The 24,223-nt window shown below is 65.6% G+C and carries 23 protein-coding genes and 1 pseudogene; 14 read left to right on the top strand and 10 right to left on the bottom strand.

Annotated features, from left to right (window positions below):
- Positions 1–21 precede the first annotated feature (21 nt).
- A complete protein-coding gene (locus HZZ13_RS30250; protein ID WP_197963154.1) occupies positions 22–408 on the bottom strand; it encodes a response regulator in 387 nt (128 codons plus the stop codon).
- Positions 409–642: 234 nt separating this feature from the next.
- Here HZZ13_RS30250 and HZZ13_RS30245 point away from each other — a divergent pair, with 234 nt between their 5' ends.
- The 3 genes from HZZ13_RS30245 to HZZ13_RS30235 are packed head-to-tail and all read left to right on the top strand — an operon-like array spanning position 643 to position 4,779.
- Positions 643–3,456, top strand: a complete 2,814-nt coding sequence (locus HZZ13_RS30245; RefSeq protein ID WP_197963153.1) for a PAS domain S-box protein — start codon at positions 643–645, stop codon at positions 3,454–3,456.
- Between the two features lie 58 nt (positions 3,457–3,514).
- Entirely contained in the window at positions 3,515–4,513 is a 999-nt protein-coding gene (locus tag HZZ13_RS30240) for a P1 family peptidase (protein ID WP_197963152.1), read from the top strand.
- 53 nt (positions 4,514–4,566) lie between these two features.
- A complete protein-coding gene (locus HZZ13_RS30235) occupies positions 4,567–4,779 on the top strand; it encodes a KTSC domain-containing protein (protein WP_197963151.1) in 213 nt (70 codons plus the stop codon).
- Between the two features lie 13 nt (positions 4,780–4,792).
- Here the strand turns inward: HZZ13_RS30235 and HZZ13_RS30230 are convergent, their stop codons facing one another.
- Positions 4,793–5,530, bottom strand: coding sequence for an EF-hand domain-containing protein (locus tag HZZ13_RS30230; protein WP_197963150.1), 738 nt, complete (start codon positions 5,528–5,530; stop codon positions 4,793–4,795).
- Between the two features lie 254 nt (positions 5,531–5,784).
- Here HZZ13_RS30230 and rpe point away from each other — a divergent pair, with 254 nt between their 5' ends.
- The 3 genes from rpe (at position 5,785) to HZZ13_RS30215 (ending at position 7,176) form a co-directional block, all read left to right on the top strand.
- Positions 5,785–6,486, top strand: coding sequence for a ribulose-phosphate 3-epimerase (gene rpe, locus HZZ13_RS30225; protein WP_197963149.1), 702 nt, complete (start codon positions 5,785–5,787; stop codon positions 6,484–6,486).
- Positions 6,487–6,638: 152 nt separating this feature from the next.
- Positions 6,639–6,779 (top strand): hypothetical protein, encoded by a 141-nt coding sequence (locus tag HZZ13_RS30220; RefSeq protein WP_197963148.1) that lies wholly within the window; start codon positions 6,639–6,641, stop codon positions 6,777–6,779.
- 208 nt (positions 6,780–6,987) lie between these two features.
- Positions 6,988–7,176: a hypothetical protein gene (locus HZZ13_RS30215; protein WP_197963147.1), complete on the top strand. Its 189-nt coding sequence runs from the start codon at positions 6,988–6,990 to the stop codon at positions 7,174–7,176.
- Here HZZ13_RS30215 and HZZ13_RS30210 read toward each other — a convergent pair.
- The 5 genes from HZZ13_RS30210 to HZZ13_RS30190 form a co-directional block, all read right to left on the bottom strand.
- Positions 7,173–8,606, bottom strand: coding sequence for a serine/threonine protein kinase (locus HZZ13_RS30210; RefSeq protein ID WP_197963146.1), 1,434 nt, complete (start codon positions 8,604–8,606; stop codon positions 7,173–7,175). The two genes, HZZ13_RS30215 and HZZ13_RS30210, sit on opposite strands and share 4 nt — an antisense overlap.
- 6 nt (positions 8,607–8,612) lie before the next feature.
- The gene (locus HZZ13_RS30205) at positions 8,613–9,353 is read right to left on the bottom strand and encodes a metallophosphoesterase family protein (protein ID WP_197963145.1); all 741 of its coding nucleotides are present in this window, start codon (positions 9,351–9,353) and stop codon (positions 8,613–8,615) included.
- Between the two features lie 118 nt (positions 9,354–9,471).
- Complete coding sequence (locus HZZ13_RS30200) at positions 9,472–10,077, bottom strand: hypothetical protein (RefSeq protein ID WP_197963144.1); 606 nt, start codon at positions 10,075–10,077, stop codon at positions 9,472–9,474.
- Complete coding sequence (locus HZZ13_RS30195; protein ID WP_197963143.1) at positions 10,070–10,756, bottom strand: DUF2135 domain-containing protein; 687 nt, start codon at positions 10,754–10,756, stop codon at positions 10,070–10,072. The genes HZZ13_RS30200 and HZZ13_RS30195 overlap by 8 nt, the downstream gene beginning before the upstream one ends.
- Positions 10,753–11,538 (bottom strand): MotA/TolQ/ExbB proton channel family protein, encoded by a 786-nt coding sequence (locus HZZ13_RS30190; RefSeq protein WP_197963142.1) that lies wholly within the window; start codon positions 11,536–11,538, stop codon positions 10,753–10,755. Before HZZ13_RS30190 ends, HZZ13_RS30195 begins: the two co-directional genes overlap by 4 nt.
- Positions 11,539–11,736: 198 nt before the next feature.
- Between HZZ13_RS30190 and HZZ13_RS30185 the strand changes: the two genes are divergently transcribed.
- The 3 genes from HZZ13_RS30185 (at position 11,737) to HZZ13_RS30175 (ending at position 14,186) form a co-directional block, all read left to right on the top strand.
- The gene (locus HZZ13_RS30185; RefSeq protein ID WP_197963141.1) at positions 11,737–13,107 is read left to right on the top strand and encodes a sensor histidine kinase; all 1,371 of its coding nucleotides are present in this window, start codon (positions 11,737–11,739) and stop codon (positions 13,105–13,107) included.
- A gap of 7 nt (positions 13,108–13,114) precedes the next feature.
- Positions 13,115–13,768 carry a response regulator gene (locus HZZ13_RS30180; RefSeq protein WP_197963140.1) on the top strand — a complete coding sequence of 218 codons (654 nt, stop codon included), beginning with the start codon at positions 13,115–13,117 and terminating at the stop codon, positions 13,766–13,768.
- A 112-nt stretch (positions 13,769–13,880) separates the two neighbouring features.
- A complete protein-coding gene (locus tag HZZ13_RS30175; RefSeq protein WP_197963139.1) occupies positions 13,881–14,186 on the top strand; it encodes a hypothetical protein in 306 nt (101 codons plus the stop codon).
- A 287-nt stretch (positions 14,187–14,473) separates the two neighbouring features.
- Here HZZ13_RS30175 and HZZ13_RS30170 read toward each other — a convergent pair whose 3' ends face one another.
- Entirely contained in the window at positions 14,474–15,058 is a 585-nt protein-coding gene (locus HZZ13_RS30170; RefSeq protein WP_197963138.1) for a TetR/AcrR family transcriptional regulator, read from the bottom strand.
- 559 nt (positions 15,059–15,617) lie between these two features.
- Between HZZ13_RS30170 and purB the strand changes: the two genes are divergently transcribed.
- Together purB and HZZ13_RS30160 are read left to right on the top strand one after the other, a co-directional pair.
- Positions 15,618–16,925, top strand: a complete 1,308-nt coding sequence (purB, locus tag HZZ13_RS30165; protein ID WP_197963137.1) for an adenylosuccinate lyase — start codon at positions 15,618–15,620, stop codon at positions 16,923–16,925.
- A gap of 167 nt (positions 16,926–17,092) precedes the next feature.
- Positions 17,093–18,262 (top strand): M20 aminoacylase family protein, encoded by a 1,170-nt coding sequence (locus HZZ13_RS30160; RefSeq protein ID WP_197963136.1) that lies wholly within the window; start codon positions 17,093–17,095, stop codon positions 18,260–18,262.
- A 21-nt stretch (positions 18,263–18,283) separates the two neighbouring features.
- Here HZZ13_RS30160 and HZZ13_RS30155 read toward each other — a convergent pair whose 3' ends face one another.
- On the bottom strand, positions 18,284–20,191 hold the full coding sequence (locus tag HZZ13_RS30155; RefSeq protein WP_197963135.1) for an acyl-CoA synthetase: 1,908 nt from the start codon (positions 20,189–20,191) through the stop codon (positions 18,284–18,286).
- A gap of 226 nt (positions 20,192–20,417) precedes the next feature.
- Between HZZ13_RS30155 and HZZ13_RS30150 the strand changes: the two genes are divergently transcribed.
- Positions 20,418–21,497, top strand: coding sequence for a SecDF P1 head subdomain-containing protein (locus HZZ13_RS30150; RefSeq protein WP_197963134.1), 1,080 nt, complete (start codon positions 20,418–20,420; stop codon positions 21,495–21,497).
- Positions 21,498–21,737: 240 nt separating this feature from the next.
- Positions 21,738–22,544 carry a Crp/Fnr family transcriptional regulator gene (locus HZZ13_RS30145; RefSeq protein ID WP_197963133.1) on the top strand — a complete coding sequence of 269 codons (807 nt, stop codon included), beginning with the start codon at positions 21,738–21,740 and terminating at the stop codon, positions 22,542–22,544.
- A gap of 10 nt (positions 22,545–22,554) precedes the next feature.
- On the opposite strand, the pseudogene HZZ13_RS30140 reads toward HZZ13_RS30145, so the two are convergent.
- Positions 22,555–23,197: pseudogene (locus HZZ13_RS30140) on the bottom strand (glutathione S-transferase family protein).
- A 221-nt stretch (positions 23,198–23,418) separates the two neighbouring features.
- Here HZZ13_RS30140 and murI point away from each other — a divergent pair.
- Positions 23,419–24,216, top strand: coding sequence for a glutamate racemase (gene murI / locus HZZ13_RS30135; protein ID WP_197963132.1), 798 nt, complete (start codon positions 23,419–23,421; stop codon positions 24,214–24,216).
- The last annotated feature ends 7 nt before the right edge of the window (positions 24,217–24,223 follow it).

The following is a 24,223-nucleotide window of genomic DNA, read 5'->3' as shown; positions in this document are numbered from 1 at the left end:
CCGGGGCGTTCTTTTGCCCGGTCAGACCGCGGCCGACATCTCGCCGCCGGCTGCGGCCTGGGCCTTGCGCAGGGCATGCAGCAGATCGTTCGGCCGAAACGGCTTTTGCAGGCCGACAACGTTGGCGAAGTGGGGCGATTGGTCCATGAAATCGAGTGCCGTCATCCCGGATACCGCAATCACGGGCAGCGCCGGCGCGCGTTCGCGCAAGGTGGCGATGACATCGACGCCGCTGGAATCGCCGAGGAAGATGTCCACGATCGCCGCGTCAAAGGGACTTTCCGCAAAGGCCTTCAGCCCCGCCGCGCCGCTTTCGGCCTCCACGACCTCGAAATGATTGACCCGAAGCACGATCGCCACCATCGCACGGACATCCTTCTGGTCGTCGATGATGAGAACGCGGGGCATGGGGGCAACTCCCGATCTCGAAATCAAAATCGCCTGTTTCAACCCTGGAACCGGCCGCGGCGGCAGGGCATTATGACACCGCCCAGTAAAGCGCCCCTTACCGATCCCTGTTCCGTGCTCTCACCGAAATTAGGTAAGCTGTAACCCTCGGTTGAGTCGTAAATCGCTTCCGTTCACACCCGCGCCAAGAACCCGCTACCATGCACGGATTGCCGGCGAATGAGACCAGCGGAGATGCTTAAGCCCACCGACTCGCGCGAAATAGACGTGCCCGCGCCAATCGACCGAAACACATTTCTGTCGACTCTGCCGGCCACCTCGACCGACCGCACTGCAGCATTGACGATTGTCGGTGTGTCCTCGCTCCTGTTCGCCGCAGCCGTGCCCTTTGCTGGTACCCCGTTGCTGCCGGTGCCAGCCTTCGTCGCCAGCTATCAATCCGCGCTGGCCGTGAGCGACATCGTCACGGCAGTGCTGCTGCTGTCGCAATTTGCGATTCTGCGGACCCGCGCGCTGCTATGCCTCGCGGGCGGCTATCTCTTCACCGCCGCAGCGGCGCTGGTTCATGCCCTCACCTTCCCGGGGCTGTTCGCTCCGACCGGACTCCTGGGCGCAGGCCGGCAGACCACGGTGTGGCTCTACATGATCTGGCACGCCGGCTTTCCGCTCTGCGTGATGGCATATGCATGGCTGAAGGAAAAGGACGGTGGGCCCCGGATCCGCGGCGCGGCACGCAATGCGATTTATGCCTGCGGGCTCAGCGTCGTCGCCGCGATGGCGGTCTTCGCCTGGATCGTCACCGCGCAGCACGATCTGTTGCCGGTCCTGTTGAGCGAGGGCCGCTACACCGCGACCATGATCGGTGTCGTGTCCTTCGTGTGGTCGCTGAGCTTTGCCGCGCTGGTCTCGCTCTGGTTCCGCAGGCCGCATACGGTGATCGACATCTGGCTGATGGTGGTCATGTGCGCCTGGCTGTTCGACATCGCCCTGTCGGCGATCGTCAACGTCGCGCGCTTCGATCTCGGATTCTATGCCGGCCGGCTCTACGGTCTCGCCGCCGCGACCTTCGTGCTCGCGGTGCTTCTGATCGAGAATGTCCGCCTCCAGGCGCGTACAGTGGGCCTCGTCGGAAAGCTGCGCCAGCAATCGGCCTGGGAACGCGACTATTTCGGCAAGCGCCTCGCGCTGTACGGCGCAGTCGTCGAATCCTCCAATGACGCAATCATCACCCAGTCGCTCGACGGCATCATCACCGGCTGGAACAAGGCCGCCGAAAATCTGTTCGGCTACTCCGCCGCGGAGGCCGTCGGCAAGCCGATCGACATCATCGTGCCGCCGGATCGCAAGGGCGAAGTCAGGAGCATCCTCAACCAGATCGCCAGCAACCAGTCGATCGCCCAGCACGAGACGGTCCGAATCCGGAAAGACGGCCGCCCGCTCAACGTCGTCCTGAACATTTCACCGCTGCGGACCGACGACGGAGAGATCATTGGCGTCTCCAAGATCGCCCATGACATCACGGAAGAAAAGCAGGCCAGAGAGAAGCTGCGCCGCGAGACCGAGGAACGCCAGCGCATCTTCGAGACATCGCAGGACCTGATCCTGGTCACTGACGGCTATGGCAATTTCATCCAGGTCAGCCCGAGCGTGCGGAACATTCTCGGCTACAGCCCCGAGGACATGGTCGGGCACAGCGCGATCGAGTTCATCCATCCCGACGATCTCGAGAACACGCGAAACGAGATGCGCGCAGCCCGCCGCGGCGCGGTGAAGCGCAGCTTCGAGGCGCGCTACTACCATTACGACGGTCACGAGGTCACGCTGAACTGGATGGGCACGTGGTCGGAGCCGGTGAAACGCCACTTCTTCATCGGCCGCGACCTCACCGACAAGCAGGCCGCCGAAGCCCAGCTCCGGCAGGTCCAGAAAATGGACTCGATCGGCCAATTGACCGGCGGCGTCGCCCACGACTTCAACAACGTGCTGACCGTGATCACGGGCACGATCGGCATTCTCAGCGACGCGGTCGCCGACCGGCCCGAGCTTGCCGCGATCACCAAGCTGATCGACGACGCCGCCGAGCGCGGCGCGCAGCTGACCAAGCATCTGCTCGCCTTCGCCCGCAAGCAGCCGCTCCAGCCGCGCGAGATCGACGTCAACGCACTGGTGCTCGAAGCCGCCAAGCTGCTGCATCCGACACTCGGCGAGCAGATCACCATCATGCCGCAGCTCACCGAGGATGCCTGGCCGACGCTGGTCGACCCGGGCCAGCTCTCCACCGCGATCCTCAATCTCGCGCTGAACGCGCGCGACGCTATGCCCGAGGGCGGCACCCTGGTGCTGGAGACCCGCAACATCTTCCTCGACGACGGCTATGCCAGCATGAACCCCGACGTCGTTGCCGGCAATTACGTGATGATCGCGGTCAGCGACACCGGCAGCGGAATTCCTGCCGAGCTGATCGACCGGGTGTTCGATCCGTTCTTCACGACCAAGGAGGTCGGCAAGGGCACTGGCCTTGGCCTCAGCATGGTGTTCGGCTTCGTCAAGCAGTCGGGCGGGCACATCAAGATCTACAGCGAGGAAGGCCACGGCACGAGCGTGAAGATCTACCTGCCACGCTCGACCGGGGTGCAGGAGACCGAGTTCGAATCGCTCCAGAACGCGCCAATCACCGGCGGTAACGAGAAGATCCTGATCGTCGAGGACGATGCGCTGGTGCGGCAGTATGTCGTGACTCAGGTCAAGAGCCTCGGCTATACCGCGCTCGAGGCCGCCAACGGTGCCGAAGCGCTCAACATCATCGACAGCGACGAGACCATCGACCTGCTCTTCACCGACATCATCATGCCCGGCAACATGAACGGCCGCCAGTTGGCTGACGAAGCGCACAAGCGCCGCCCCGATCTGAAGACGCTGTTCACCTCGGGCTACACCGAGAACGCCATCGTCCATCACGGTCGGCTCGATTCCGGCGTGCTGCTGCTGGCCAAGCCCTACCGCAAGTCCGAGCTCGCCAAGATGCTGAGGACCGCGCTCGCCGGTTGAGCCTGCGGCATTGCTGCGCTATCGCAGATCGTGAATTGCTCTCGACGACGAGGCCGCCGTGAAGAACCTTCTCACCGATATCGCCGGCGTCCGGGTCGGCCACGCCGAGGACCCGAAAGTCGGTTCCGGCGCGACTGCGATCATCTTCGATTCTCCAGCGATCGCCGCGATCGACGTGCGCGGCGGCGGGCCCGGCACGCGCGAGGATGCCCTGCTCGATCTCGCCAACACGGTCGAGCGCGTCGACGCCATCGCGCTGTCGGGCGGCTCGGCCTTCGGCCTCGACACCGGCGGCGGCGTACAGGCCTGGCTCGCCGAGCAGGGCCGCGGCTTTAGGGTTCGCGAAGCGCTGATCCCGATCGTGCCGGGAGCGATCCTGTTCGACCTGCTCAATGGCGGCGACAAGGCCTGGGGACGCTTCTCGCCCTATCGCGACCTCGGCTACGCCGCAGCGGCCGCCGCCGCCAGCGCGGACTTTGCGCTTGGCAGCGTCGGCGCCGGCTTCGGCGCCACCACCGCGACGTTCAAGGGCGGCCTCGGCTCGGCATCGGCGGTGACGCCGAGCGGAATCCAGGTCGCCGCGATCGTCGCCGTCAACGCCGTGGGCAGCGTCACCGTCGGCGATGGCCCGTGGTTCTGGGCGGCGCCGTTCGAGGTGGACGGCGAATTCGGCGGACGCGGCCTGCCAGACAGGTTCACCGAGGACATGCTCCGCATGCGCATCAAGGGCGGTCCCGCCGCGAGCGCGCGGGAAAACACCACCATCGGCGCCGTCGTGACCAACGCGGTGCTGACCAAGCCCCAGGCCAAGCGGCTGGCGATGATCGCGCATACCGGCTTCGCCCGCGCGATCTATCCGGTGCACGCGCCGACCGACGGCGACGTGCTGTTTGCCGCCGCCACGTGCGAAAAGCCGATCGAGCCGCTGGTTGGCCTCACCGAGCTCGGCACGATCGCCGCCAACGTGGTCGCCCGCGCGATCGCCCGCGGCGTCTACTGCGCGACGGCCTTGCCGTTTCCGGGCGCGCAGCCGGCCTGGAAGGACCGGTTCGGCTAGACGAGAAACGAAACGGACCCCAAAGCGTTACCCGGCGGACAAGGTGCGCGGCCATGCCCTCTTCCGTGATCCGGTTCTTTCGCTATGCGCCCGATACACGCGAGCTGAAGGTGACGTTCGTCAGCGGGCGCCGCTATGTTTACGAGGGTGTTCCGCCCGAGGTCGCTGCCGCGTTCAGGGATTCGCGCGCAAAAGGAATTTTCTTCAATCGCGAGATCCGCGACCGCTATGCCTGTCGTGACATCACGCACGAACCTGCCGGCTAGCTTCGGGCTGTGCTCACACGCTGATCGACATCGATGAAGCTGCTGATTCCGCGGTGGCCTGCGCCTGGCGCCGCATCATCTGCCCGAACCAGTCATAAGGCGAATTGCCGCCACCTTTCGCATTCGACGAGCTGGAGGCGCCCGGCACCGTCGTCGACATCTTGAACCCGTCGGCATTGGTCGTCGTGGTCGACGTCGAGCCGCGGCTGGATTGCGACGAGGACTCCGAGCCATCGCCCGCGCCTTGCGCGTGATGAGCGCCGTGACCGCCCCTCAGCGCCTTCGTCATCTCGCCAAGATTGATGCTCCCATCCGCATTCGCATCCATCTTCGCGAACACGTTGTCGGCCTGGGCCAGGTTGGTGCCGCCCGCACCGAGCGCGTCCTCGAACTCGGACTTGGTGATCTTGCCGTCGCCGTCCGCGTCGATCTGCGAGAACAGGTCCTTCAGCGCAGCCTCACGGTCCTTCGACGTCGAGGATGTCGAGCTCGACGAGGCCGCGCCGTCGGCCGACTGGCTCTGCGCCGCAAACAACGTATTCATCGTCTCCGGCGAGATCTGCAGATATCTGCCTGCATTGACCGACGAGGTCGCGCCGGTCGTGCTGCTGCTGTCGCTGTCGATTGCGAACGGATTGACCGGCGCGCTCTGCCAGGCGCCGGTCTTGTGCGCCCCCGATGACGATTTCGCGTTCGTCAGCGACTGGATCACATCGAGCGCGCTCGACACCGCACCAAGGGCGAACAACATTGCACAACTCCAACAGGATGCGGCAGGCCGCGACCAATGTTCTGCGGCTGAAGTCAGCAAGCGCCGTGCCACCGCGAAAAGCTCAATGAAATCCGCACCCGCCAGGTCGTGCAGGCCGCGGGAACATCGGCAATTCATGCCGCCGGCGGCAGAAATTTCCGCCCACAGGAAGCGCACGCCTCCTGCATTGCCCCCCACAAGGGCCCATGTTAGGCGAGGCCATTCGTCGTCCGTCCGCCACGGGAAAACGCGCCATGACCCAAGCTTTCGCACCCCGCCCCCTGGCCATCGCGCCCTCGATCCTGGCCTCGGACTTCTCGAAGCTTGGCGAGGAGGTGCGCAGTGTGGACGCCGCCGGCGCCGACTGGATCCATCTCGACGTGATGGACGGGCACTTCGTTCCGAACATCTCGTACGGCCCTGACGTCATCAGGGCGATGCGCCCGCACACCAAGAAGATCTTCGACGCGCATCTGATGATCTCGCCCTGCGATCCCTACCTCGAGGCCTTCGCGAAAGCCGGCTGCGACCACATTACCGTGCACGCGGAGGCAGGTCCCCACCTGCACCGCTCGCTCCAGGCGATCCGCGCGCTCGGCAAGAAGGCCGGCGTCTCGCTCAATCCGGCGACGCCGATCAGCGCGCTCGAATACGTCCTCGACCTCGTCGACCTCGTGCTGGTGATGTCCGTCAATCCGGGCTTCGGCGGCCAGGCCTTCATCCCCTCCGCGATCAACAAGATCCGCGACATCCGCGCAATGGTCGCGGGCCGCTCGATCGACATCGAGGTCGACGGCGGCGTCGGTCCCGATGTTGCAGGGGCGCTCGCCGCGGCCGGCGCCAACGCCTTCGTCGCCGGCACCTCGGTGTTCAAGGGCGGCACGCAGGACGCCTACAAGGCCAACATCGCCGCGATCCGCAACGCGGCACTTGGGGCACGCGGCGAGGCGATCTGACGGCTGCCTCGGCGCTTCGCAGCTGTGCGGTTGTTACGGGGTTGCAGCGCGCAATTGCATAAAATTGCAACCTCGATCCGTACTCATCCGGACTTCACTGATTCGCGCAAATCATTGCAAGTGATTGCTGCCTGTTTTCGCGGGAGCACATCATGACGACGACCCTGTTTTGGACTGGCGTGGCGTTGTGGATTGGGTTCAGTTCGTTTGTCGTGTTCGGTCCGTCGGCCGGCCCGGTCGAGGCTCCGGCACGTTCGGCCCGCAACATCCGCCGCGACCGCGACAGGGGCTGACGTCAATGCAGATCGCCCTCGTGAAGCGTCAGCCGAAGCGCAGGTGCCGGATTCCACGGCGTCCGCATCCGAGCCTCGATCATTTCTTCGGCCGCCTCGAGCGCGCCGATGGCTCGCTGGACGATGATGGCAGGCTCAACAATTCGGACCTAGACCGTTCGCTTGGCACGCCGCGCCGACACTGAGGCTTCTTTTCCCGGACCGCCCCATGAAACCACATTGCCCGAACTGCCTGAAGGAAATGACCAAGGCGTCCGCGTCGCGTAACCTGTTCAATTGCGAGCCCTGCCGCGAAATCATCCAGTATTTTGGCGGCAGCGCGGATCACGGCGAGCCGGGCCCGCAATTCGCCTGGCCGATCCGCCGCAAGCGCGCCATCGCCGTCCACGCGGCCTAACCTTCGCCGGCCTCCGGCCCGCCGGCATCCCCAGCCATCCGCGGCGGCCGCACCACGGTGACGGTGCAGGTCGCCTCCGAGGCGACCTTGGCCGACACGCTGCCGAGCAGCGTGCGCCGGAACGAGTTCTGCCGCGCGCCGATGATGACGTGGTCGACCTGGTTGGCCTCGGCAAATTCCAGGATCGCGGCGGCGGGATCGACCGCCTCCAGCACGTGAGCCGACAGCCTGCTCTCGTCCAGCTTGAGCGGCGTTGCCCAATGCCTGAGCGCGACCAGGCGATCGATATGCTTGTTGGAGCCCTGCTCGTCCAGTGTCCGGTCGATCGCGATCCGGTTCAGCTTGAGCACGTTGACACAGGCAAGCCGTGCCGACGGCAAGGTGGCGAGGATGCGCTCGGTGGTCACGCGCAGCGCCTCGTTCAGCTCCGGAGCGCCCTCCGCCGTGTCGAGCGCAACGGCGAGGATGGGGCTCGATGCGATCTGGACTGCCACATCCGATTTCGCGCGCGGCGCCATGGCGCCCTGGTTGAAGCGCCGGCGCCAGACCACGCCGAGCGAATCGCGTTTCAGCCGCTCCGAGCGCGCGGTGAGCCTGACCTGGTCCGGATGAGCGAGGTCGAAGGCGAGCTGGGACGCGGTCGGATAGCGCCACACCGGCTCGATCTCCAGACACCGCAACACCACCTCCTGAAGCCAGGGCGGATAATCCGGGCGAAGCTTCCGCGGCGGATGCGGATCGCGCCACAGCCGGCGCCGCATCGCCCGCAGCGTCTCGCCCTCGCCGAACGGCCGCTCGCCGGTGGTGAAGAAATAGAGCAGCACGCCGAGCGAAAACAGATCGCTGCGCGCATCGTCGCGCACCCCGAGCAACCGCTCGGGTGCCATATAGGGCGCGGTGCCGTAAGGCAGGCGGAATTCCTCCTGCAAGAGGTCCGGCAGGTGGTTGTGATGCGACAGTCCGTAGTCGATCAGCACCACCTCGCCGCTCTCGCGGGCCATGATGCTGCTCGGCTTGATGTCGTGGTGGATCACGTTCTGGCGATGCAGATCGGCAAGCGCCGTTGCAATCCTGGCGACGAGCTGCCGCGCCTCGTCATAAGGCAGCGGCAGCTCGGGGAGCCGCTTGTACAGCGTGGCACCCGGAATGCGCTCGATCACGACATAGGCTTGGCGGGCGAAATCGCCGGTGCCGAAGCAGGCCGGCACATGCGGCCCCGCGAGCCGCGGCAGGATCATCATCTCCATCTCGAAGGAGACGATCGCGGCGGGGTCCTCACCCTCCGAAACCCGCGGGATCTTCATCAGCAAGGGCACGTCGATGCCGGGATGGGTGACGGTCCACAGCGTCGCCATGCCGCCGGCATGAACGCATTCGCCGATCGTGTAACCGTCGATCTCCGCGCCTGATTTCACCAGGGGTTTGGGCATCGGCCTCTAGCACCCCTGCGAAAGCCGCTCGGCCAGCCAGGACGGCAGCCCGTTGTCGCGAATTCTGCCTGCCGCGGTCGCAACGTCATAGGGCGCACGGCAATAGGTGATCTGGCACGATTCGGTGTCGAACAGTGCGAAGGCCGCCGACGGATCGCCGTCGCGGGGCTGGCCGACCGAGCCGAGCACGGCGAGCCATTGCCGTCCGCGCAGCAGCTGCACGGGGACGTCGGTCTTCGGCACGAAGCTCGTCATCTTCGCCGTCACCGACATCGAATAGAGCGCCGGCCTGTGGATGTGGCCGCAAAAGGTGACGTGGGCCCGTGTCGCAATCAGGCTCTTGGCGGCGTCCAAGGTCGAGCGGACATAGTGCCAGCGCTGAGGATGCGAGGCTTCCGCATGCACGAACAGGCGGCCATCCTCCTCCACCTGCATCGGCAGTTCAGCCAGGAAACGCCGCTGCGCGGTGTCGAGGCGACCGCGGGTCCATTCGATCGCGATCTGCGCCTCGGCGTTCATGGTCTCGGCCGTGGAATTGATCGCCTGGTCGTGATTGCCCCGCACCGCGACGGCGCCTTGTGCGACCAGCTCCATCGCGGTGTCCACCACCCATTCCGGATCGGCGCCATAGCCGACGAAATCGCCGAGCAGGACGAAGCGCTTCGCGCCCTTCGCACGCGCGATCTTCAGGCAGGTCTCGAACGCCTGTCGGTTACCATGGATATCCGAGAAGACAGCGAGAAGCACGCACCCTCCACCCCTCAAATTCTTATTCGAGGCCGATGAGGCCAAATTGAGGGAGGTCAACAAGATGCGCCAGCATTGGGCGATTGGCCAGCACTGCTCTGCGGTGATGGTGAAGGGCCTATTGCTCGTCCTTCGGCGGCATTCGGGGCGGTGGAATCGGGGTGAACACCGCGCCTTCCGCGCCGGCGGGCGGGGCATTGAACTCGCCGGTCGAGGAATCGCCGCCGCTGGTCTCCAGGATGGTCTTCGGCGTCACATATTCCCGAACCAGGTCGATCAGGCTGCCGTCGCCGCCGCCGAAATCCGCCGCGCGCCCTCCTTGCGGATGACCGGCCGCGATCTCGTTCTCCGCGGCGTGGGTCTTGTCGGCCAGCCGGTCATTGTAGGGCACACGAAAGGCGCGCGGGATGCCGCTCGGGCGATTGTCCTCGTCCAGCGCCTCGACCCAGAGGTAGATCGAGCCGGGATCGCCCTGAAGCGAATGTGGCTCGACGATGCGAGCCTTCAGAAGCTTGAAGGTGGCCGGCAGCCGGTCCGTGCTGGCCCAACCGAGCAGGCCGCGCATTTCGGTGAAGCTGACGATGTAGAAGGTGCTGGTCACGACCACGGCGAACGCCTTCAGCGACCAGTGCAGGCGCGCATAGACCAGAACGACCAGCAGCAGCGCGCCGATGACCGCGTAGGCGACCGATAGCGTCACGATGACCGTCTGCAGGCTAGTCACGGCGTATCCTCGTAACGTTCCTGCTCACGCCGGTCCTGGGATCGAGATCGCCGCCGTTGCGCCAGCTGCTGCGGAACGTCTCCAGCAGCGATTTCGGCCGCTGATCGACATTGACGACCTTGCCTTCGGCATCGATCCGGAAGCGGACCGCGGTCTTCTCGTCGCCGGTGTGGTCGAGCGTGAACTTGTTGTCGAAGATCACCTGCGCGGTCGGATTGAGCTTCTGCACCTTCACGTTGGCCGTCACAGGCTCGCCGGTGGTGGCGACGAAATGCGAGACGTTGACGGTGTACTCGCCGGCGAGGATGCCACGCACGGTGACGATCTCCTCGCGGATGGGCGAGGCGATCTTCTTTCCGGCGACCATGATGAAATCGTTGGCCCCGCCGCGGTCGTCGCGGTCGAGCGTCAGAAAGCCGGCCTCGCGGTGGCGATACCAGGCGATGTTGCCGGCGGGATCCTGCACGAACAGGTCGAGATCGTCGGGATGGTTGTCCGGCCAGTCCAGCGTGATCATGAACTCCGCCTTGGAGTCGATCTTGCCGTCCTTGGTGTCGGGGGAGACCGCCAGCAGCGCCAGGAAGAACAGGAAGGCGATCACCTGGAGCGCCTTGAACAGCATCACGCCCAGCGGGTCGAACGGCTCCTCGCGCGGATAGAGGCCGAAATCATCCATCATGACGGCGTTCCAGCGCCTTTAATTCCAGCGCCTTTGCGCTCCAGCACCGGCGTCACATGGGTCTCCGTCAGCACCACCGCATCCGAGAACACCCGCTGGGTCGCCGCATCCAGCATGTAGTACTGGATGCGGATCAGGATCGAGCCGACGAGGCCAGCCAGCGTCGTGTACATCGCGACCGCCATGCCGTCGCTCATCAAGCCCATCGAGGACCGCATCGCGACCTTGTCGGCGGCATCCAGCCCCGCGATCGGCGCCAGCATGATGATGAAGCCGATGATGGTGCCGAGCAGGCCGAGCTTCATCAGCGTATCCGACACGAACGCCCCGAACCCGTTGGAGCCGCGCAGGCGGTCGGCGAGCGTCCGCAGCAGCAGCGTCTGATCGACGGGGCGATAGTCCTGCGCCGCGGCCTTGGTCACCAGGCTTTCGATGTGATCGCGCACCAGGCCGCGCGGCAGCGCCGCGGCGCTCGCATCGAGCGCCTTGCTGCCGCCGGCTGCCGACAGCACCGCGCGGCAACGCCGCGCCGCCGCCCCTTCCCGCGCGATCGCCCGCGTCCGCAGGAAGCAGTGGCCGCAGGTGACGACATAAAGCGCCGCGATGACGCTCGAGATGTAGGTGCGGTCCGAGGTCAGCATCAGATGGATCAGGCCGAAGCGCCACAGCAGCACGACGGCGAAGATCGACAGCCCGGTGAAGATCATCCAGAACAACAGCGCGCTGCGCTCCGATGGATCGGCAGCCTGGCTCGCGATTGGTCCAATCGTCGTCGAACTCATGCCGCACCGCTCCTGGCTTGCAAGCACCGGCCTGCAACGTCCTCACCGATTAGATCAAAGCCGCCGTTTCAGGTCCAAAGACCCATGCCCAATCCGGCTTGGGAAATTTGCCCGAGCTGCAATCCTTAGCGTTCCCTGCGATTGGCAAGGCACGGCGGCGTTGTTAGGCTGACCTTATCAAACGTCGGGGGTGATCGCATGCGCCTCGTGCTTCAGCTTGTAGCCCGCCTGCTTCTGATCGTGGCGCTGTGCCTGGGAGCCGCCACCATATGGGCCACCTTCGATGCCTATCGCAGCGTCGATCGGGCGACGGCGGCCTCGGCGCAGCGGGTCGCACAGGCGCTTCAGGCGCTGTATTGGCGCGAGCTCTTGTTGCGCAGCAGCAGGGCGCGCGAGCATCTCCTGCCGGTTCCGGACTGGCGCACGCTGGAGGCGATGAAGCTGATCTCGCCCGGCGTCTGCGTCGAGTTCCAGCCGGCCGCGGCATTCGAGAAGCCGCTCTGCGGCCAGAGCGAGGGGCTGGGCAAGACGCCGCCGCGCTGGTTCGCGGCCGTCGTGCCGACCTTCCTCGGCAGCCACGCCGAGGTGGTGCGGCCCGTCAGTCCGCGCGCCGCAGCCGCCGGCACCGTCGTTGCGACGCCCGATGCGGCGGCCGCGATCTCGCTCGCCTGGGACTACATCCTCAACGTCATCGACGTCGCGCTGCTGATGGCAGCGGCGATCGCCCTGCTCGCTTCGCTCGCCATCGCGCACGCGCTGGCACCGGCACGCGCGATCGTCACCGCGCTTCAGCGCATGGCGCGCGGTCATTATCGCACCAGGCTGCCGCGCTTCCGCTCCATGGAGCTGGCGATGATCGGCAGTGCCGTCGGCGAGCTCGGCGGCCGGCTGGAGGAAGCCACCGAGCAGCGCGCCGCGCTGACGCGCCGCCTGATCGAGATCCGGGACGACGAGCGCCGCGCGCTCGCCCGCGAGCTGCACGACGAGTTCGGGCAGAATCTGTCCGCCATTCTCGCCTTCGCCAACACGATCGAGACGGCGAGCACGAAGCAGAACAAGGATGATGGGATCGCGCAGGACGCGCGCATGATCTCGCAGGCGACGCACCATCTCATGGCCTCGCTGCGCGACGCGCTGAACCGGCTGCGCAATCCGCTGCCGGAGGAGCTCGGGCTCGAGGCGAGCCTCGTCAATCTCGTCGACAGCTGGCGCTCGCACAGTGCGGCGCGGCCGGCGATCCAGCTCGATCTCAAGGGTGACCTCACCGACATCAGCGGACCGGCCGCGACCACGGCCTATCGGGTGGCACAGGAATGCCTGACCAACGCGCTGCGCCACAGTGCAGCGCGCGAGATCTCGCTCCGCGTCGAGCGGCGCGCCGGCGAGGACGATGCGCTGCTGATCCGCGTCGAGGACGACGGCGGCGGCGATGCGGAGCGTGTCGCGCAATCGGCCGGCTTCGGCCTCACCGGTATCCGCGAGCGCGTCACGGCAGTCGGCGGATCGCTGTCGATCCTGCCCGCCCGTGGCGGCCTCAGCGTTGCCGCCACCATCCCGCTCGCGGCGTGAGGCGGGAATGAGTGAGGTTGCGGCAACAGGCATCTCCGTGCTGCTGGTCGACGACCATCCGATCGTCCGGCAAGGCTATCGGCGCGTGCTGGAGAGCCAGGGCGATCTGCATGTCGTGGCGGAAGCCGACAACGCCGCGGACGCCTACGGCGCGTTCAAGGCGCATGACCCCGACGTGGTGGTGCTCGACATTTCGATGCCCGGCGCGAGCGGGCTGGAGGCGATCCGCAACATCCGCGCCCGCAGCCCGCGGGCGCGCATTCTCGTCTTCACCATGCACAACGAGGCCGTGCTGGTGAAGTCAGCCTTCGCCGCCGGCGCCTCCGGCTTCGTCACCAAGAGCAGCGAGCCCTCCGCGGTCGTGAACGCCATCCGCAGCGTGGCGCGCGGCGAGCGCGCCATGAGCGACGACATCGCGCACGTACTGGCGGAGGACAGCCTGTCACCGACCGGCTCGGTGCTGGACCAATTGGGTGAACGCGAGATCGAGATCCTGCGCCAGTTCGCCGGCGGCGCCACCACCGAAGAGATCGCGGCGCAGCTCAATCTCAGCGTCAAGACCGTGCAGAACTATCACTACCTGATCAAGTCGAAGACCGGCGCGCGCACCGATGCCCAGCTGGTGCGGCTCGCCGCGACCTGCGGGCTGACGAGGATCTAGCAGCAAAGCTGCCGCACGGCCTCATCCCTTGAGGGTCCCTCAATCTGCCGGACGAAATTGGAACGGTTCCGATCCGGCTCCGGTTAGTACGGCAGAGAAGGAGTAAAGGGTCATGAGTAAGGGTCACCCCAAGGCAGTCGACCATCCCCCGATCATCACAGTAGGCGAGCTCATCGACGAACTTTGCCGCCTGCCGGACACGGCCATCGTCCACTTTCGCTGCCCGATGTTCGATCAGGAGCTGACATTCTACCGGCTTCGAAGGCGGTCGAAGGACGCCGTCGAAATCGCGGTCAACGCCTATCCGGAAAGCCCGCCGGTTGTGCCGTCGTCCGATCCGGCCTTCCACACCCGAAGACATTCGGCATCCGCGCCCTCGTTCCGCGACGGCGCCGCTCTCCAAAAGACGCGAGGTTGATTGAAAGCACCCAGGGCGCAACGGGTTCTGCGGCCTTCGGCCGCCTTCAACCCACGCAGCAGCCGCGCCAGCGGCGCGCTCGGGAAGATCGCATACTTCCACCCCTCAGCATGAGGGAGTGCGCTCACCCTGCCCTGGAGGGGCAGGGTCGGCTCGCAGCGCGCAAGCGATGCGAGACGGGGTGGGGTGACAGTCTCTCGACGATGCGGTGCCCGCGTGGAGAGATCACCCCTCCCCGCTCGCGCTTTGCGCGATCGACGCTCCCGCTCCAGGGGAGGGTAAGAGCATCAAGCCTTCAACCCACGCAGCAGCAGCGCCAGCGTCGCATCGACGCGCGCGGAGAGGTCGGCGTCCTTCCATTCGTCGGCATGGGCCGGATGGTGGAAGCGGACGGTCGCATCGAAAATCGCGCGCGCGGTCGCCTTGACGTCGCCCGCGGCGAACTCGCCCTGCTTCACGCCGTCGGTCAGGATCGCCGCGATCTGGTCGATCATCGCGTCCTTGTGACACTTGACCGCGGCGCAGGCCTCGCGTGCCAGGGTCAGATAGGTCTGGAACATCTCGGGGTCGTCGAGCACGCGCGAACGCTTGGCCGTGAACAGCGTGCGCAGCCAGCGGTCGAGCCGGTCGGGCGCCGGTCCCTGCTCCTTGGCGATCGCCAGCAGCGGGGCGTCGATGCGGTCCAGCCAGCGCTTGGCAACGGCCTCGCGCAGCGAGGCCTTGCTGGGGAAGTGGCGGTAGACGCTGCCGTGGCTCACATCGAGCGCACGGGCAACGTCGACCACGGTGGCCTTGGCAAGTCCGTAGCGCCTGAGCACGTCCTCGGTAACTTCGAGGATCCGCTCCGGCGTCAAGACAACGGCTTCATTCATGCCAGCACCATGTTCCCGTTCGGGGCTCAGTTACCCGGCAGTAGGGCTGCTTCCGAAGCGCCCTCGCCGGTCGTTCGGAAAGCCTATGCCTTAATGAGGCAGTTTTGCAGCCTGCGCCGCGATCTGGCGCGCCACCAGCAAATTGAGCCAATGCCCAATCACGCCAGTAAAATTGAGGATTTCGGTCGTCATTGTCCAAGTCTCCATTCGTCCGCAGTCCCCGTTCTTCAATCCGCCCTCCAATCCGACCCTTCGTCGGATGTCAGGCTCCCCGGGGCTGTCGCGGGACACCCAATCGGGGCGTCCGGGAGGGGATATACACGTCCCGCTGACAGATTTCAATATCTGTCATTCAATGATCCGTGATTGACAGTCGATATTGTTAGCGGCTGGGCGCCGCCAATTCGGCGGGCCGGGCCGGTGGATAGCTCCGCGATGCCCCTCTCCCGGGGTCCAGACCGTTTGTTTCGCCCTGTCTGCTCTGTTACATCACGGCGTAAAAAGCATTTTGGCCGGCGCTGCCGTTGAAGGCCGCCCGCCCACCTTCTGGAGCCGTCAGATGATTCCCCGCTACACCCGCCCGGAAATGGCCTCGATCTGGGAGCCGCAGACCCGGTTCAAGATCTGGTTCGAGATCGAGGCGCATGCGGCGGACGCGCTCGCCGAGCTCGGAACCATCCCCAAGGAGGCGGCCCGGACGGTCTGGGCCAAGGCCAAGGACGCCATCTTCGACGTCGCCCGCATCGACGAGATCGAGCGCGAGACCAAGCACGACGTCATCGCGTTCCTCACCCATCTCGCCGAGATCGTCGGCCCCGAGGCGCGCTTCGTGCACCAGGGCATGACCTCCTCCGACGTGCTCGATACCTGCCTCAACGTCCAGCTCACCCGCGCCGCCGACCTCCTGCTCGCCGACCTCGACAAGGTGCTGGCCGCGCTCAAGAAGCGCGCCTTCGAGCACAAGATGACGCCGACCATCGGCCGCAGCCACGGCATCCATGCCGAGCCCGTGACCTTCGGCCTCAAGCTCGCTTATGCCTATGCCGAATTCACCCGCGCCAAGGAGCGCCTGATCGCGGCACGCAAGGAGGTCGCGACCTGCGCGATCTCCGGCGCCGTCGGCACCTTTGCGCAGATCGACCCGCGCGTCGAAGAGCATGTCGCGAAAGCCATGGGCCTCGTGCCCGAGCCGATCTCGACCCAGGTCATCCCGCGCGACCGCCACGCGATGTATTTCTCGACCCTCGGCGTGATCGCGTCCTCGATCGAGCGGATCGCCGTGGAAATCCGCCACATGCAGCGCACCGAGGTGCTCGAGGCCGAGGAATTCTTCTCCGAGGGGCAGAAGGGCTCCTCCGCCATGCCGCACAAGCGCAATCCGGTGCTGTCGGAGAATCTCACCGGCCTCTCCCGCATGGTGCGCGCCTATGTGACGCCGGCGCTGGAGAACGTCGTGCTTTGGCACGAGCGCGACATCTCGCACTCCTCGGCCGAGCGGATGATGGGCCCCGATGCGACCGTGACGCTCGACTTCGCGCTGGTGCGCCTCGCCGGCCTGATCGACAAGCTGCTGGTCTATCCCGCCAACATGCAGAAGAACCTCGACCGCCTCGGCGGCCTCGTGCACTCCCAGCGCGTGCTGCTGGCGTTGACGCAGAAGGGCGCCAGCCGCGAGGATGCCTACAAGCTCGTGCAGCGCAACGCCATGCCGGTCTGGCGCGGCGAAGGCGACTTCCTCCAGCTGCTGAAGAAGGACACTGAAGTGAAGAAATATCTCACCGACGCCGAGATCGAGGAGCAGTTCGACCTCGGTTATCACCTCAAGCACGTCGACACGATCTTCAAGCGCGTGTTCGGGGAAAGCTGAACTTCCCGTCATTCCGGGGCACGCGAAGCGTGACCTAGGGTGCGCAATCGCGCACCTGAGAATCTCGCGCTACAATCTCCAGATTCTCTGGTGCGCAAGTGCGCACCATAGTCCGATGCTGCGCATCGTCCCGGAATGACAAGAGACCCCAAGAAACGGAATCCCTCATGCCCATCGTCAACCGTGTCGCCGCCCTCTCCGACGAAATGGCCGCCTGGCGCCATGACTTCCACGAGAACCCCGAGCTGCTCTACGAAGTCCACCGCACCGCCGGCATCGTCGCCGATCGCTTGCGCGAGTTCGGCTGCGACGAGGTGGTGACGGGCATCGGCCGCACCGGCGTCGTCGGCGTGATCCGCGGCCGCAAGTCGGCCTCCGGCAAGACCATCGGCCTGCGCGCCGACATGGACGCGCTGCCGATCATGGAGACGTCGGGCGTGCCTTATGCCTCAAAGGTCCCCGGCAAGATGCACGCCTGCGGCCATGACGGCCATACCGCGATGCTGCTGGGTGCGGCCAAATATCTCGCCGAGACGCGCAATTTCGACGGAACGGCCGTGATGATCTTCCAGCCTGCCGAGGAAGGCGGCGGCGGCGGCAAGGCCATGGTCGAGGACGGGCTGATGACGCGCTGGAACATCCAGGAGGTCTACGGCATGCACAACATGCCGAACCTGCCCGAGGGCCATTTCGCCACCACGCCCGGTCCGATGCTCGCCTCCTCCGACAACATCCAGATTATTGTTCGCGGCAAGGGTGGCCACGCCGGCGCCGGCCCGCACAAATCGGTCGACAGCGTGCTGATCGGCTCGCAGATCGTGAACGCGCTGCAATCGATCGTCGCGCGCAACGTCGATCCGCTGAAATCGGCCGTCATCTCGATCACGCAATTCCACTCCGGCACCGCCTTCAACATCATCCCGGAGGTCGCCGAGCTCGCCGGCACCGTGCGCACGCTCGATCCCGACGTGCGCGATCTCGTGGAACGCCGCATCGGCGAAGTCGCTGACAGTATCGCCCGCGCCTATGGCGGCTCGGCCGAGACGAAATACACGCGAATGTATCCGGTGACGATGAACCATGCCCGCGAGGCCGGCCTTGCCGCCGACGTCGCCCGCGACATCGTCGGCGCCGATCGCGTCAACGACAAGTTCGTTCCGATGATGGGCGCCGAGGACTTTTCGTTCATGCTGGAAGCACGCCCCGGCGCGATGGTGCTGGTCGGCATGGGCGACGGCAACGAGTGCCACCACCCGGCCTACGTCTTCAACGACAACATCCTCGGCCACGGCGCCTCGTTCTGGGCGCGCCTCGTCGAGACGCGGATGCCGGCGTAGAAAACACTTAGCTCCCCATACCTACAGCTGCACCACCTCGTGGCGCATCACGAACGGAGCGAGCAGCGCGTGCACCTCTGTCTCCACCGCTTCGCGCTGCCCTGCCGGCAGGCCCCTCAGCGTCACGGTCGCGATCGAGCCGTGGCTGCCGTGCGGACCGACCTTCACCTTGCAGTCGATGCCGCGCTCGACCAGCGGCGCCAGCACCTTGGTGAACACGCGCTCGGCCGCGTCCCAGCGCAGTTGCGGCTTGAACACCTTGCCGACGCCCGTCACCGGCATCGGATCGATCGGGATGACCTGCACCGGAACGGCGGCGCGTTCCGGCGTACGCTCGCGAACCCACGCTTCCAGCTCGCCCGGCTCGACCTTTGCGCCGGGCTTCAACTGAACGTACCCCACCGGCAATTCGCCGGCATAGGCGTCGGGCTGGCCGACCACCGCGGCGAAGCCGACGGCGGAATGGCGGAACATGATCTCCTCGATCGGTGCCGGATCGATGTTGTGGCCGCCGCGGATCACGAGATCCTTGGCCCGGCCGGTGATCCAGAGATAGCCGTCGGCATCGAGCCGGCCGAGATCGCCGGAATTGACCCAGACCCCGTCGATGAAGGCGCCCCTGTTGTGCTCGTCGTTGAGATAGCCGCCGAACACGCCGGGCCCGGCCATGATGACGACACCGATCTCGTCCGGCTTGCAATCGCGGATCAGGCGGCCGTCGGCGTCGAGCTGCACGATGCGCACCCGCGAATAGGGCATGGGAAGGCCGACTGAGCCGAGCCGGATCGGCCGGCCCGGATAAGCGAGCGTATGCACGCTCGAGGTCTCGGTCATGCCGTAGACCTCGACCACCGGCAGCTTCAGCTTCTCCTGAATCGCTGAACCGACGGCAACCGGAATCGCCGAGCCGCCGCCGGCAGCATATTTCAGGCTCGATATATCCGCAGTCCCCGGCGGCACCGCGAGCGTCGCGGCGAGCACGGTCGGCACGCTCGACAGCGCCTCTGGTTTGAAGCGCTCGACGAGCTGCCAGATGTTCTTCACCGCATTCGGGTTGCGCCAGCCGCTCGGCGACAGCACGACCAGCGAGCCCCCGCCCGACAGCGTCGTCAGCACCTGTGTCAGCGATCCACCGACATGAAACAGCGGCATGCCGAACAGCAGGTTGGTGCCGGGCTTCCCCTTCAGCAGCAGATTGAGTGCCCAGGCCTGATAGACCTGGTTGGCATGGGTGTGCCGAACCAGCTTCGGCGTGCCCGTGGTGCCGCCGGTGTGGAAATAAGCGGCGATGTCGCTGCCGCGAATCTGGCGTCCGCTGACGAGCCGGTCCGACGGCTGTTGCTTGATCAGGTCGCCGAAGGCGAAGATGCCATGGGCCGGATCGCCGCCGCCGAACACCTGCACGATGGCTTTGAGATGCTTCAGCTGCGGGCGGATCTGCTCGACCTTCTGCCAGATGTCGGCGCCCGGCATCGGCCCGAGCGCCACCAGGATCTTGGTGTTCGCGGCTTCCAGGATTTCGGCGATCTGGTGCGGCTCGAGCAGCGGATTGACGGGATTGGCGATGCCGGCGGCCTCGGCGCCGAACAGGGTGACGAACGCATCCGGCACCAAGGGCAGCATGAAGCTGATGACGTCTTCCTTCTCGGCGCCGAGCGCGTGAAACATGTTGGCGGCCTGCGTGACGCGCGCGATGAAATCGCGGTGCGTGACGACCAAAGGCGCGTCGGCGGGATCGGCATTTTGCAGGAACTGGATCGCCGCCCCGCCGGGATTGCGCTCGGCACCGAGCCTGATGGCGTCATAGGTGCTCTCCGCCGCGACGCGGTCGGCGTAGGGGACCTGCTCGAAGGCCCGGACCTCCTGGTCCGTCAACAGTTCCGGATAGTCGTTGCCGATCAACCGATCGAGCGCGTGGATGCCCGCCATGAAATTCCGTCCTCCCTCAGATCATGTCCTCGCCCGCTGTCTTTTGAGATTTGGTTCGGCGAGGGGCCTCGGCCGATGACCGGCCGACCCGGACCAGAATGATGGATGATTTCGCTTTCGTCCATCGCCTAGGGCAGTGGCGCTTGAACCTCTGCGCCTGATCCGGGGACCAAGAACTGGCACTGGATTCGCTCGCCAGCGCCCTGCCGCAAGACACGAGGTCATCATGACGACGCCCCTGCGGAACCGGATGACACGGCTGATCGCTGCGTTCGCGACGTTATCTGCAATCGCCCTGCCCGGTGTCGCGCTTGCCGATAGCCAGCTCGACAAGGTGCGTGTCAAGGTCGCGGCCTTCATCGCCGATAAGATGGCGAAGCTGGGCGGATCGCGCATCGTCTACAGGGTGGACATCGACGCCATGCGGGAGGCGGTCGTCACGGATTTGCGCGATGACGTCTACAAGATCCTGCGCGAGGGCCGGATCGCGTTCTCCGGACTTGCGATCCGCGACGGCGGCATCGACGTGAGGATCGCGGACGCCAAGGGCCGCGAACAGCTCACGCGCAAGCTCGCCGCTGCGGCGGAGGGGTTGCCCACCCACGCGCTCAACGTCACCGACGCCGGCGACGGGCAGCTCAGGCTCGCGCCGACCGATACCGCATCGGCCGCGCGGCTGCACGATCTCGTCGAAGATTCCGTCGCCATGATCGAGCAGCGCCTCAAGGACGCCGGCGTCAAGTTCGCCAGCGTCCAGCCTGAGGGGACGGACCGCATCCGCATCTTCCTGCCCGGCGTGATGGGGCCCGAGCAAATCACCGCGATCTTCGCCAGAAAGGTCAAGGTCGGCTTCCGCCTGATCGACCTCTCGATGTCCGCGGAGCAGGCACAATCGGGCACGCCGCCGCCGGGTACGGAAGTCCTGCTCGGCTTCAAGGACCAGCGTCCTTATCTCGTCGCCAAGGACAGCGCGATCGAGGGCGGCGATATCAGCTATGCCGGCCCGGGCTTGACCGGCGACAGCAAGGAGCCGATCGCCTCGTTCCGCTTCAACGGCCGCGGCACGCGGCGCTTTGCCCATATCACGGCAGAGAACGTCGGAAAGCCCTTTGCCATCGTGCTCGACGACAAGGTGATTTCCGCTCCCGAGATCCGCGAGCCCATCACCGGCGGCTCCGGCCAGATTTCCGGCAACTTGACCCTGGAAGAGGCCAACAGCGTCGCCATGCTGCTGCGCGCCGGCTCGCTGCCGGGGCGCCTTGGCCTCGTCGAGCAGCAGGTCGTGCAACCCGCCACCAAGCCGTAAGCGAAGGTCGCCCTCGCCGGCTGTCGCCCAGCCCCGTCCGCGACGCCGAGGCCCGCAGGGCCCGAATCACGGCCGCCCGCGGCCAGACGCGCAACCAACGGGCAATTGCCGAAACGCCCGATCAGGCTAAAATTTGCCCCTTGCGGCACGATGGCCGGAAGCGTCATTCAAGCGGTCGTCATTCGATTTCGGCTATACGGGTGCCGACCAGGACTGAATGCCTTACGTGGGGTTAGTACCATGCCGTCCGGCAGCGCAGACATTTCGTCGATCCTCGACCGCATCCTCGAGGCGGCCACGGACAACCTCAGGATCGCGAAAATCCTGGTCCAGATGGGCCTCGATCCCGACAACGTCACCTACGAGGCGATCTTCAACCGGCTCCTGGAGATCTTCGTCCACAACATCACGTTTGCCAATCTGTTCGCCGCGGTGGGCGCCGGCTTCTTCGTTGCCACGCTCTTGATGCGGACGATGGTTCCCCTGCGCGTCGCCAACATGATCGGCTGCGCGTTCTTCGCCGCTTTCGGCGCGCTCTCGGCCAACGTCTCGACGTTCCTGCTCTATCTCTTGCTTCTTCCGATCAACGCTCTTCGGCTGCGGCAGATGCTCAAGCTGGTCAAGAAGGCGCGGCATGCGACCGAAGGCGACATGTCGATCGAATGGCTCAAGCCGTTCATGACCGAGCGCAGATATCGCCGCGGCGACATCCTCTTCAAGCTGCGAGATCCGGCGCAGGAGATGTTCCTCACGGTCACCGGCAAGTTCCTGGTCAAGGAAATCAACGTCGAGATCCTGCCCGGAGCGCTGATGGGCGAGCTCGGCTTCCTCACGCCGGACAACCGGCGCACGGGAACGGTCGAGTGCATCGAAGACGGTCACGTGCTGACGATCACCTATGACCGGCTGCTCGAGATCTACTTCCAGGATCCGCAGTTCGGCTATTACTTCCTGGTGCTGACCAGCCAGCGCCTGTTGCAAAACATCGATCGCCTGCAAAAGCAGCTGGCATCGGAGCGCGCGGCCAGCACGAACAGGATCGCGTGAGCGCCGCCGCTCAGCTCAAGAGCAGCGCCATGCCGGGATCGCCCTTCTCCATCGCGCGACGGTATGCCGGGCGGGCACCGATGCGGCTGAGATATTTGACCACGTTCTGACAGCGCGCGAGATCATAGGGCTGGAAATAGCGCATCGTGGTAAGCGAGAACACCGTCATAATGTCGGCCGTGGTGAAGGCGTTGCCCGCCAGATATTCGGACTCGCGAAGCCGTGCGTCGAGAAGATCGTAGGCGCGGTCGAGGCGTCCCTTCATTGCGAGCAGGGTCGGGTTGTCCCTGGCGAGATCGAGCCGGCTTAGGATCATCATCCGCCCCATGCCGGGCTGCAAGGTGCCGTTGGCGAAATGAAGCCAATACAGAAATTGCGCGAAAGCGGGATCATTGGGACCGAGCACGAGCCGGCCGTTGCCGTATTTTTGCAACGATGTAGTCGACGACCGCGCCCGATTCCGCGAGCACCAGCTCGCCGTCGGTGATGACCGGCGCCGTGCCGGCCGGATGCAGCGCCTTGTACTCGGCCGGCGCCAACATGGTCATGGCATCGCGCGTGTAGCGCTTCATCTCATAAGGAATTTCGAGCTCCTCGCAGAGCCAGACAATGCGTTCGGATTGCGATTTGCCGAGATGGTGGACTGTGAGCATGTTGCTTTCTCTGCGAGATCGCCTACCGGCGAAACGCCGTCTTGTTCCGCGGCTTGTGTGAGCTGTCAACCTGCGAGCGCATGCCCCCTTGCCGCTTCGGCCGACCCGATGGCGAACATCGCATAAGCCGGAAATTCGGCCTTCCGACCTGCGGTCCCAGCCCTCCGTCGCAAAATAGCCCTAAAAACCGAATGGTAACCATGCCGGGCTAGGGTGGCGACGTGACCAATTCTCCGACGATCCTGGTGTTCGATTCCGGCCTTGGCGGGCTCACGGTGCTTCGCGAGGTCGTGGGGGCGCGGCCCGACGCGCATTACGTCTACGTCGCCGACGACGCCTTCTTCCCCTATGGCCACCACAGCGAGGACGAGATCATCGCCCGCGTCGTGCCGCTCATGGGGGAGCTGATCGGCCGGCACCATCCAGACCTCGTCGTCATCGCCTGCAACACGGCGTCCACCCTGGTCCTGTCTCACTTGCGCGCCGCCTATTCCGTCGCCTTCGTCGGCACGGTGCCGGCGATCAAGCCGGCCTGCGCGCAGTCCAAGACCCGCCGCGTCTCGGTGCTCGGCACCAAGGGCACGGTGAAGCGCGAGTACACCAAGGCGCTGATCCGCGATTTCGCGCAAGGATGCGAGGTGACGCTGGTCGGATCGCCCGAGCTCGCTTCGCTGGCCGAAGCCGCCCTCGGCGGCAGCCCGATCAGCGACGAAGACATCCTCGCCGAGCTCGCTCCCTGCTTCGTCGGTGACGCCTCGGATGCGGGCGCGCGCACCGACACCGTTGTGCTCGCCTGCACGCATTATCCGCTGCTGCTCGACCGGATGAAGAAGCTCGCGCCCTGGCCGGTCGACTGGATCGATCCGGCGCCAGCGATCGCCCGCCGCGTCTCCGACCTGCTCGGCCAGCGGATCGGCGGCATCGCGCAGTCCGGCGCCGAGATGATCTTCACCTCAAACCGCGCGCATGGCCTTTCGGCCACGCTGATGCCGTTCTTCGGGGGGCGCGCAGTCGCCTGAGCTTGCG

It is taken from the genome of Bradyrhizobium agreste, assembly GCF_016031625.1.
Classification (GTDB): Bacteria; Pseudomonadota; Alphaproteobacteria; order Rhizobiales; family Xanthobacteraceae; genus Bradyrhizobium; species Bradyrhizobium agreste.
Note: the sequence above shows the minus strand (reverse complement) of the source record. Positions and strands in the feature narration are given on the sequence as shown.

Bases quoted from the DNA above. Each gene is read 5' to 3' on its own strand.
- HZZ13_RS30220 (WP_197963148.1), top strand. From the start codon at position 6,639: ATGACGACGACCCTGTTTTGGACTGGCGTGGCGTTGTGGATTGGGTTC.
- HZZ13_RS30185 (WP_197963141.1), top strand. From the start codon at position 11,737: ATGCGCCTCGTGCTTCAGCTTGTAGCCCGCCTGCTTCTGATCGTGGCG.
- HZZ13_RS30155 (WP_197963135.1), bottom strand. From the start codon at position 20,191: ATGGCGGGCATCCACGCGCTCGATCGGTTGATCGGCAACGACTATCCG.
- rpe (WP_197963149.1), top strand. From the start codon at position 5,785: ATGACCCAAGCTTTCGCACCCCGCCCCCTGGCCATCGCGCCCTCGATC.
- HZZ13_RS30145 (WP_197963133.1), top strand. From the start codon at position 21,738: ATGCCGTCCGGCAGCGCAGACATTTCGTCGATCCTCGACCGCATCCTC.
- HZZ13_RS30235 (WP_197963151.1), top strand. From the start codon at position 4,567: ATGCCCTCTTCCGTGATCCGGTTCTTTCGCTATGCGCCCGATACACGC.
- HZZ13_RS30175 (WP_197963139.1), top strand. From the start codon at position 13,881: ATGAGTAAGGGTCACCCCAAGGCAGTCGACCATCCCCCGATCATCACA.
- HZZ13_RS30180 (WP_197963140.1), top strand. From the start codon at position 13,115: ATGAGTGAGGTTGCGGCAACAGGCATCTCCGTGCTGCTGGTCGACGAC.
- purB (WP_197963137.1), top strand. From the start codon at position 15,618: ATGATTCCCCGCTACACCCGCCCGGAAATGGCCTCGATCTGGGAGCCG.
- HZZ13_RS30250 (WP_197963154.1), bottom strand. From the start codon at position 408: ATGCCCCGCGTTCTCATCATCGACGACCAGAAGGATGTCCGTGCGATG.
- HZZ13_RS30245 (WP_197963153.1), top strand. From the start codon at position 643: ATGCTTAAGCCCACCGACTCGCGCGAAATAGACGTGCCCGCGCCAATC.
- HZZ13_RS30160 (WP_197963136.1), top strand. From the start codon at position 17,093: ATGCCCATCGTCAACCGTGTCGCCGCCCTCTCCGACGAAATGGCCGCC.
- HZZ13_RS30230 (WP_197963150.1), bottom strand. From the start codon at position 5,530: ATGTTGTTCGCCCTTGGTGCGGTGTCGAGCGCGCTCGATGTGATCCAG.
- HZZ13_RS30195 (WP_197963143.1), bottom strand. From the start codon at position 10,756: ATGATGGATGATTTCGGCCTCTATCCGCGCGAGGAGCCGTTCGACCCG.
- HZZ13_RS30215 (WP_197963147.1), top strand. From the start codon at position 6,988: ATGAAACCACATTGCCCGAACTGCCTGAAGGAAATGACCAAGGCGTCC.
- HZZ13_RS30190 (WP_197963142.1), bottom strand. From the start codon at position 11,538: ATGAGTTCGACGACGATTGGACCAATCGCGAGCCAGGCTGCCGATCCA.
- HZZ13_RS30170 (WP_197963138.1), bottom strand. From the start codon at position 15,058: ATGAATGAAGCCGTTGTCTTGACGCCGGAGCGGATCCTCGAAGTTACC.
- HZZ13_RS30150 (WP_197963134.1), top strand. From the start codon at position 20,418: ATGACGACGCCCCTGCGGAACCGGATGACACGGCTGATCGCTGCGTTC.
- HZZ13_RS30210 (WP_197963146.1), bottom strand. From the start codon at position 8,606: ATGCCCAAACCCCTGGTGAAATCAGGCGCGGAGATCGACGGTTACACG.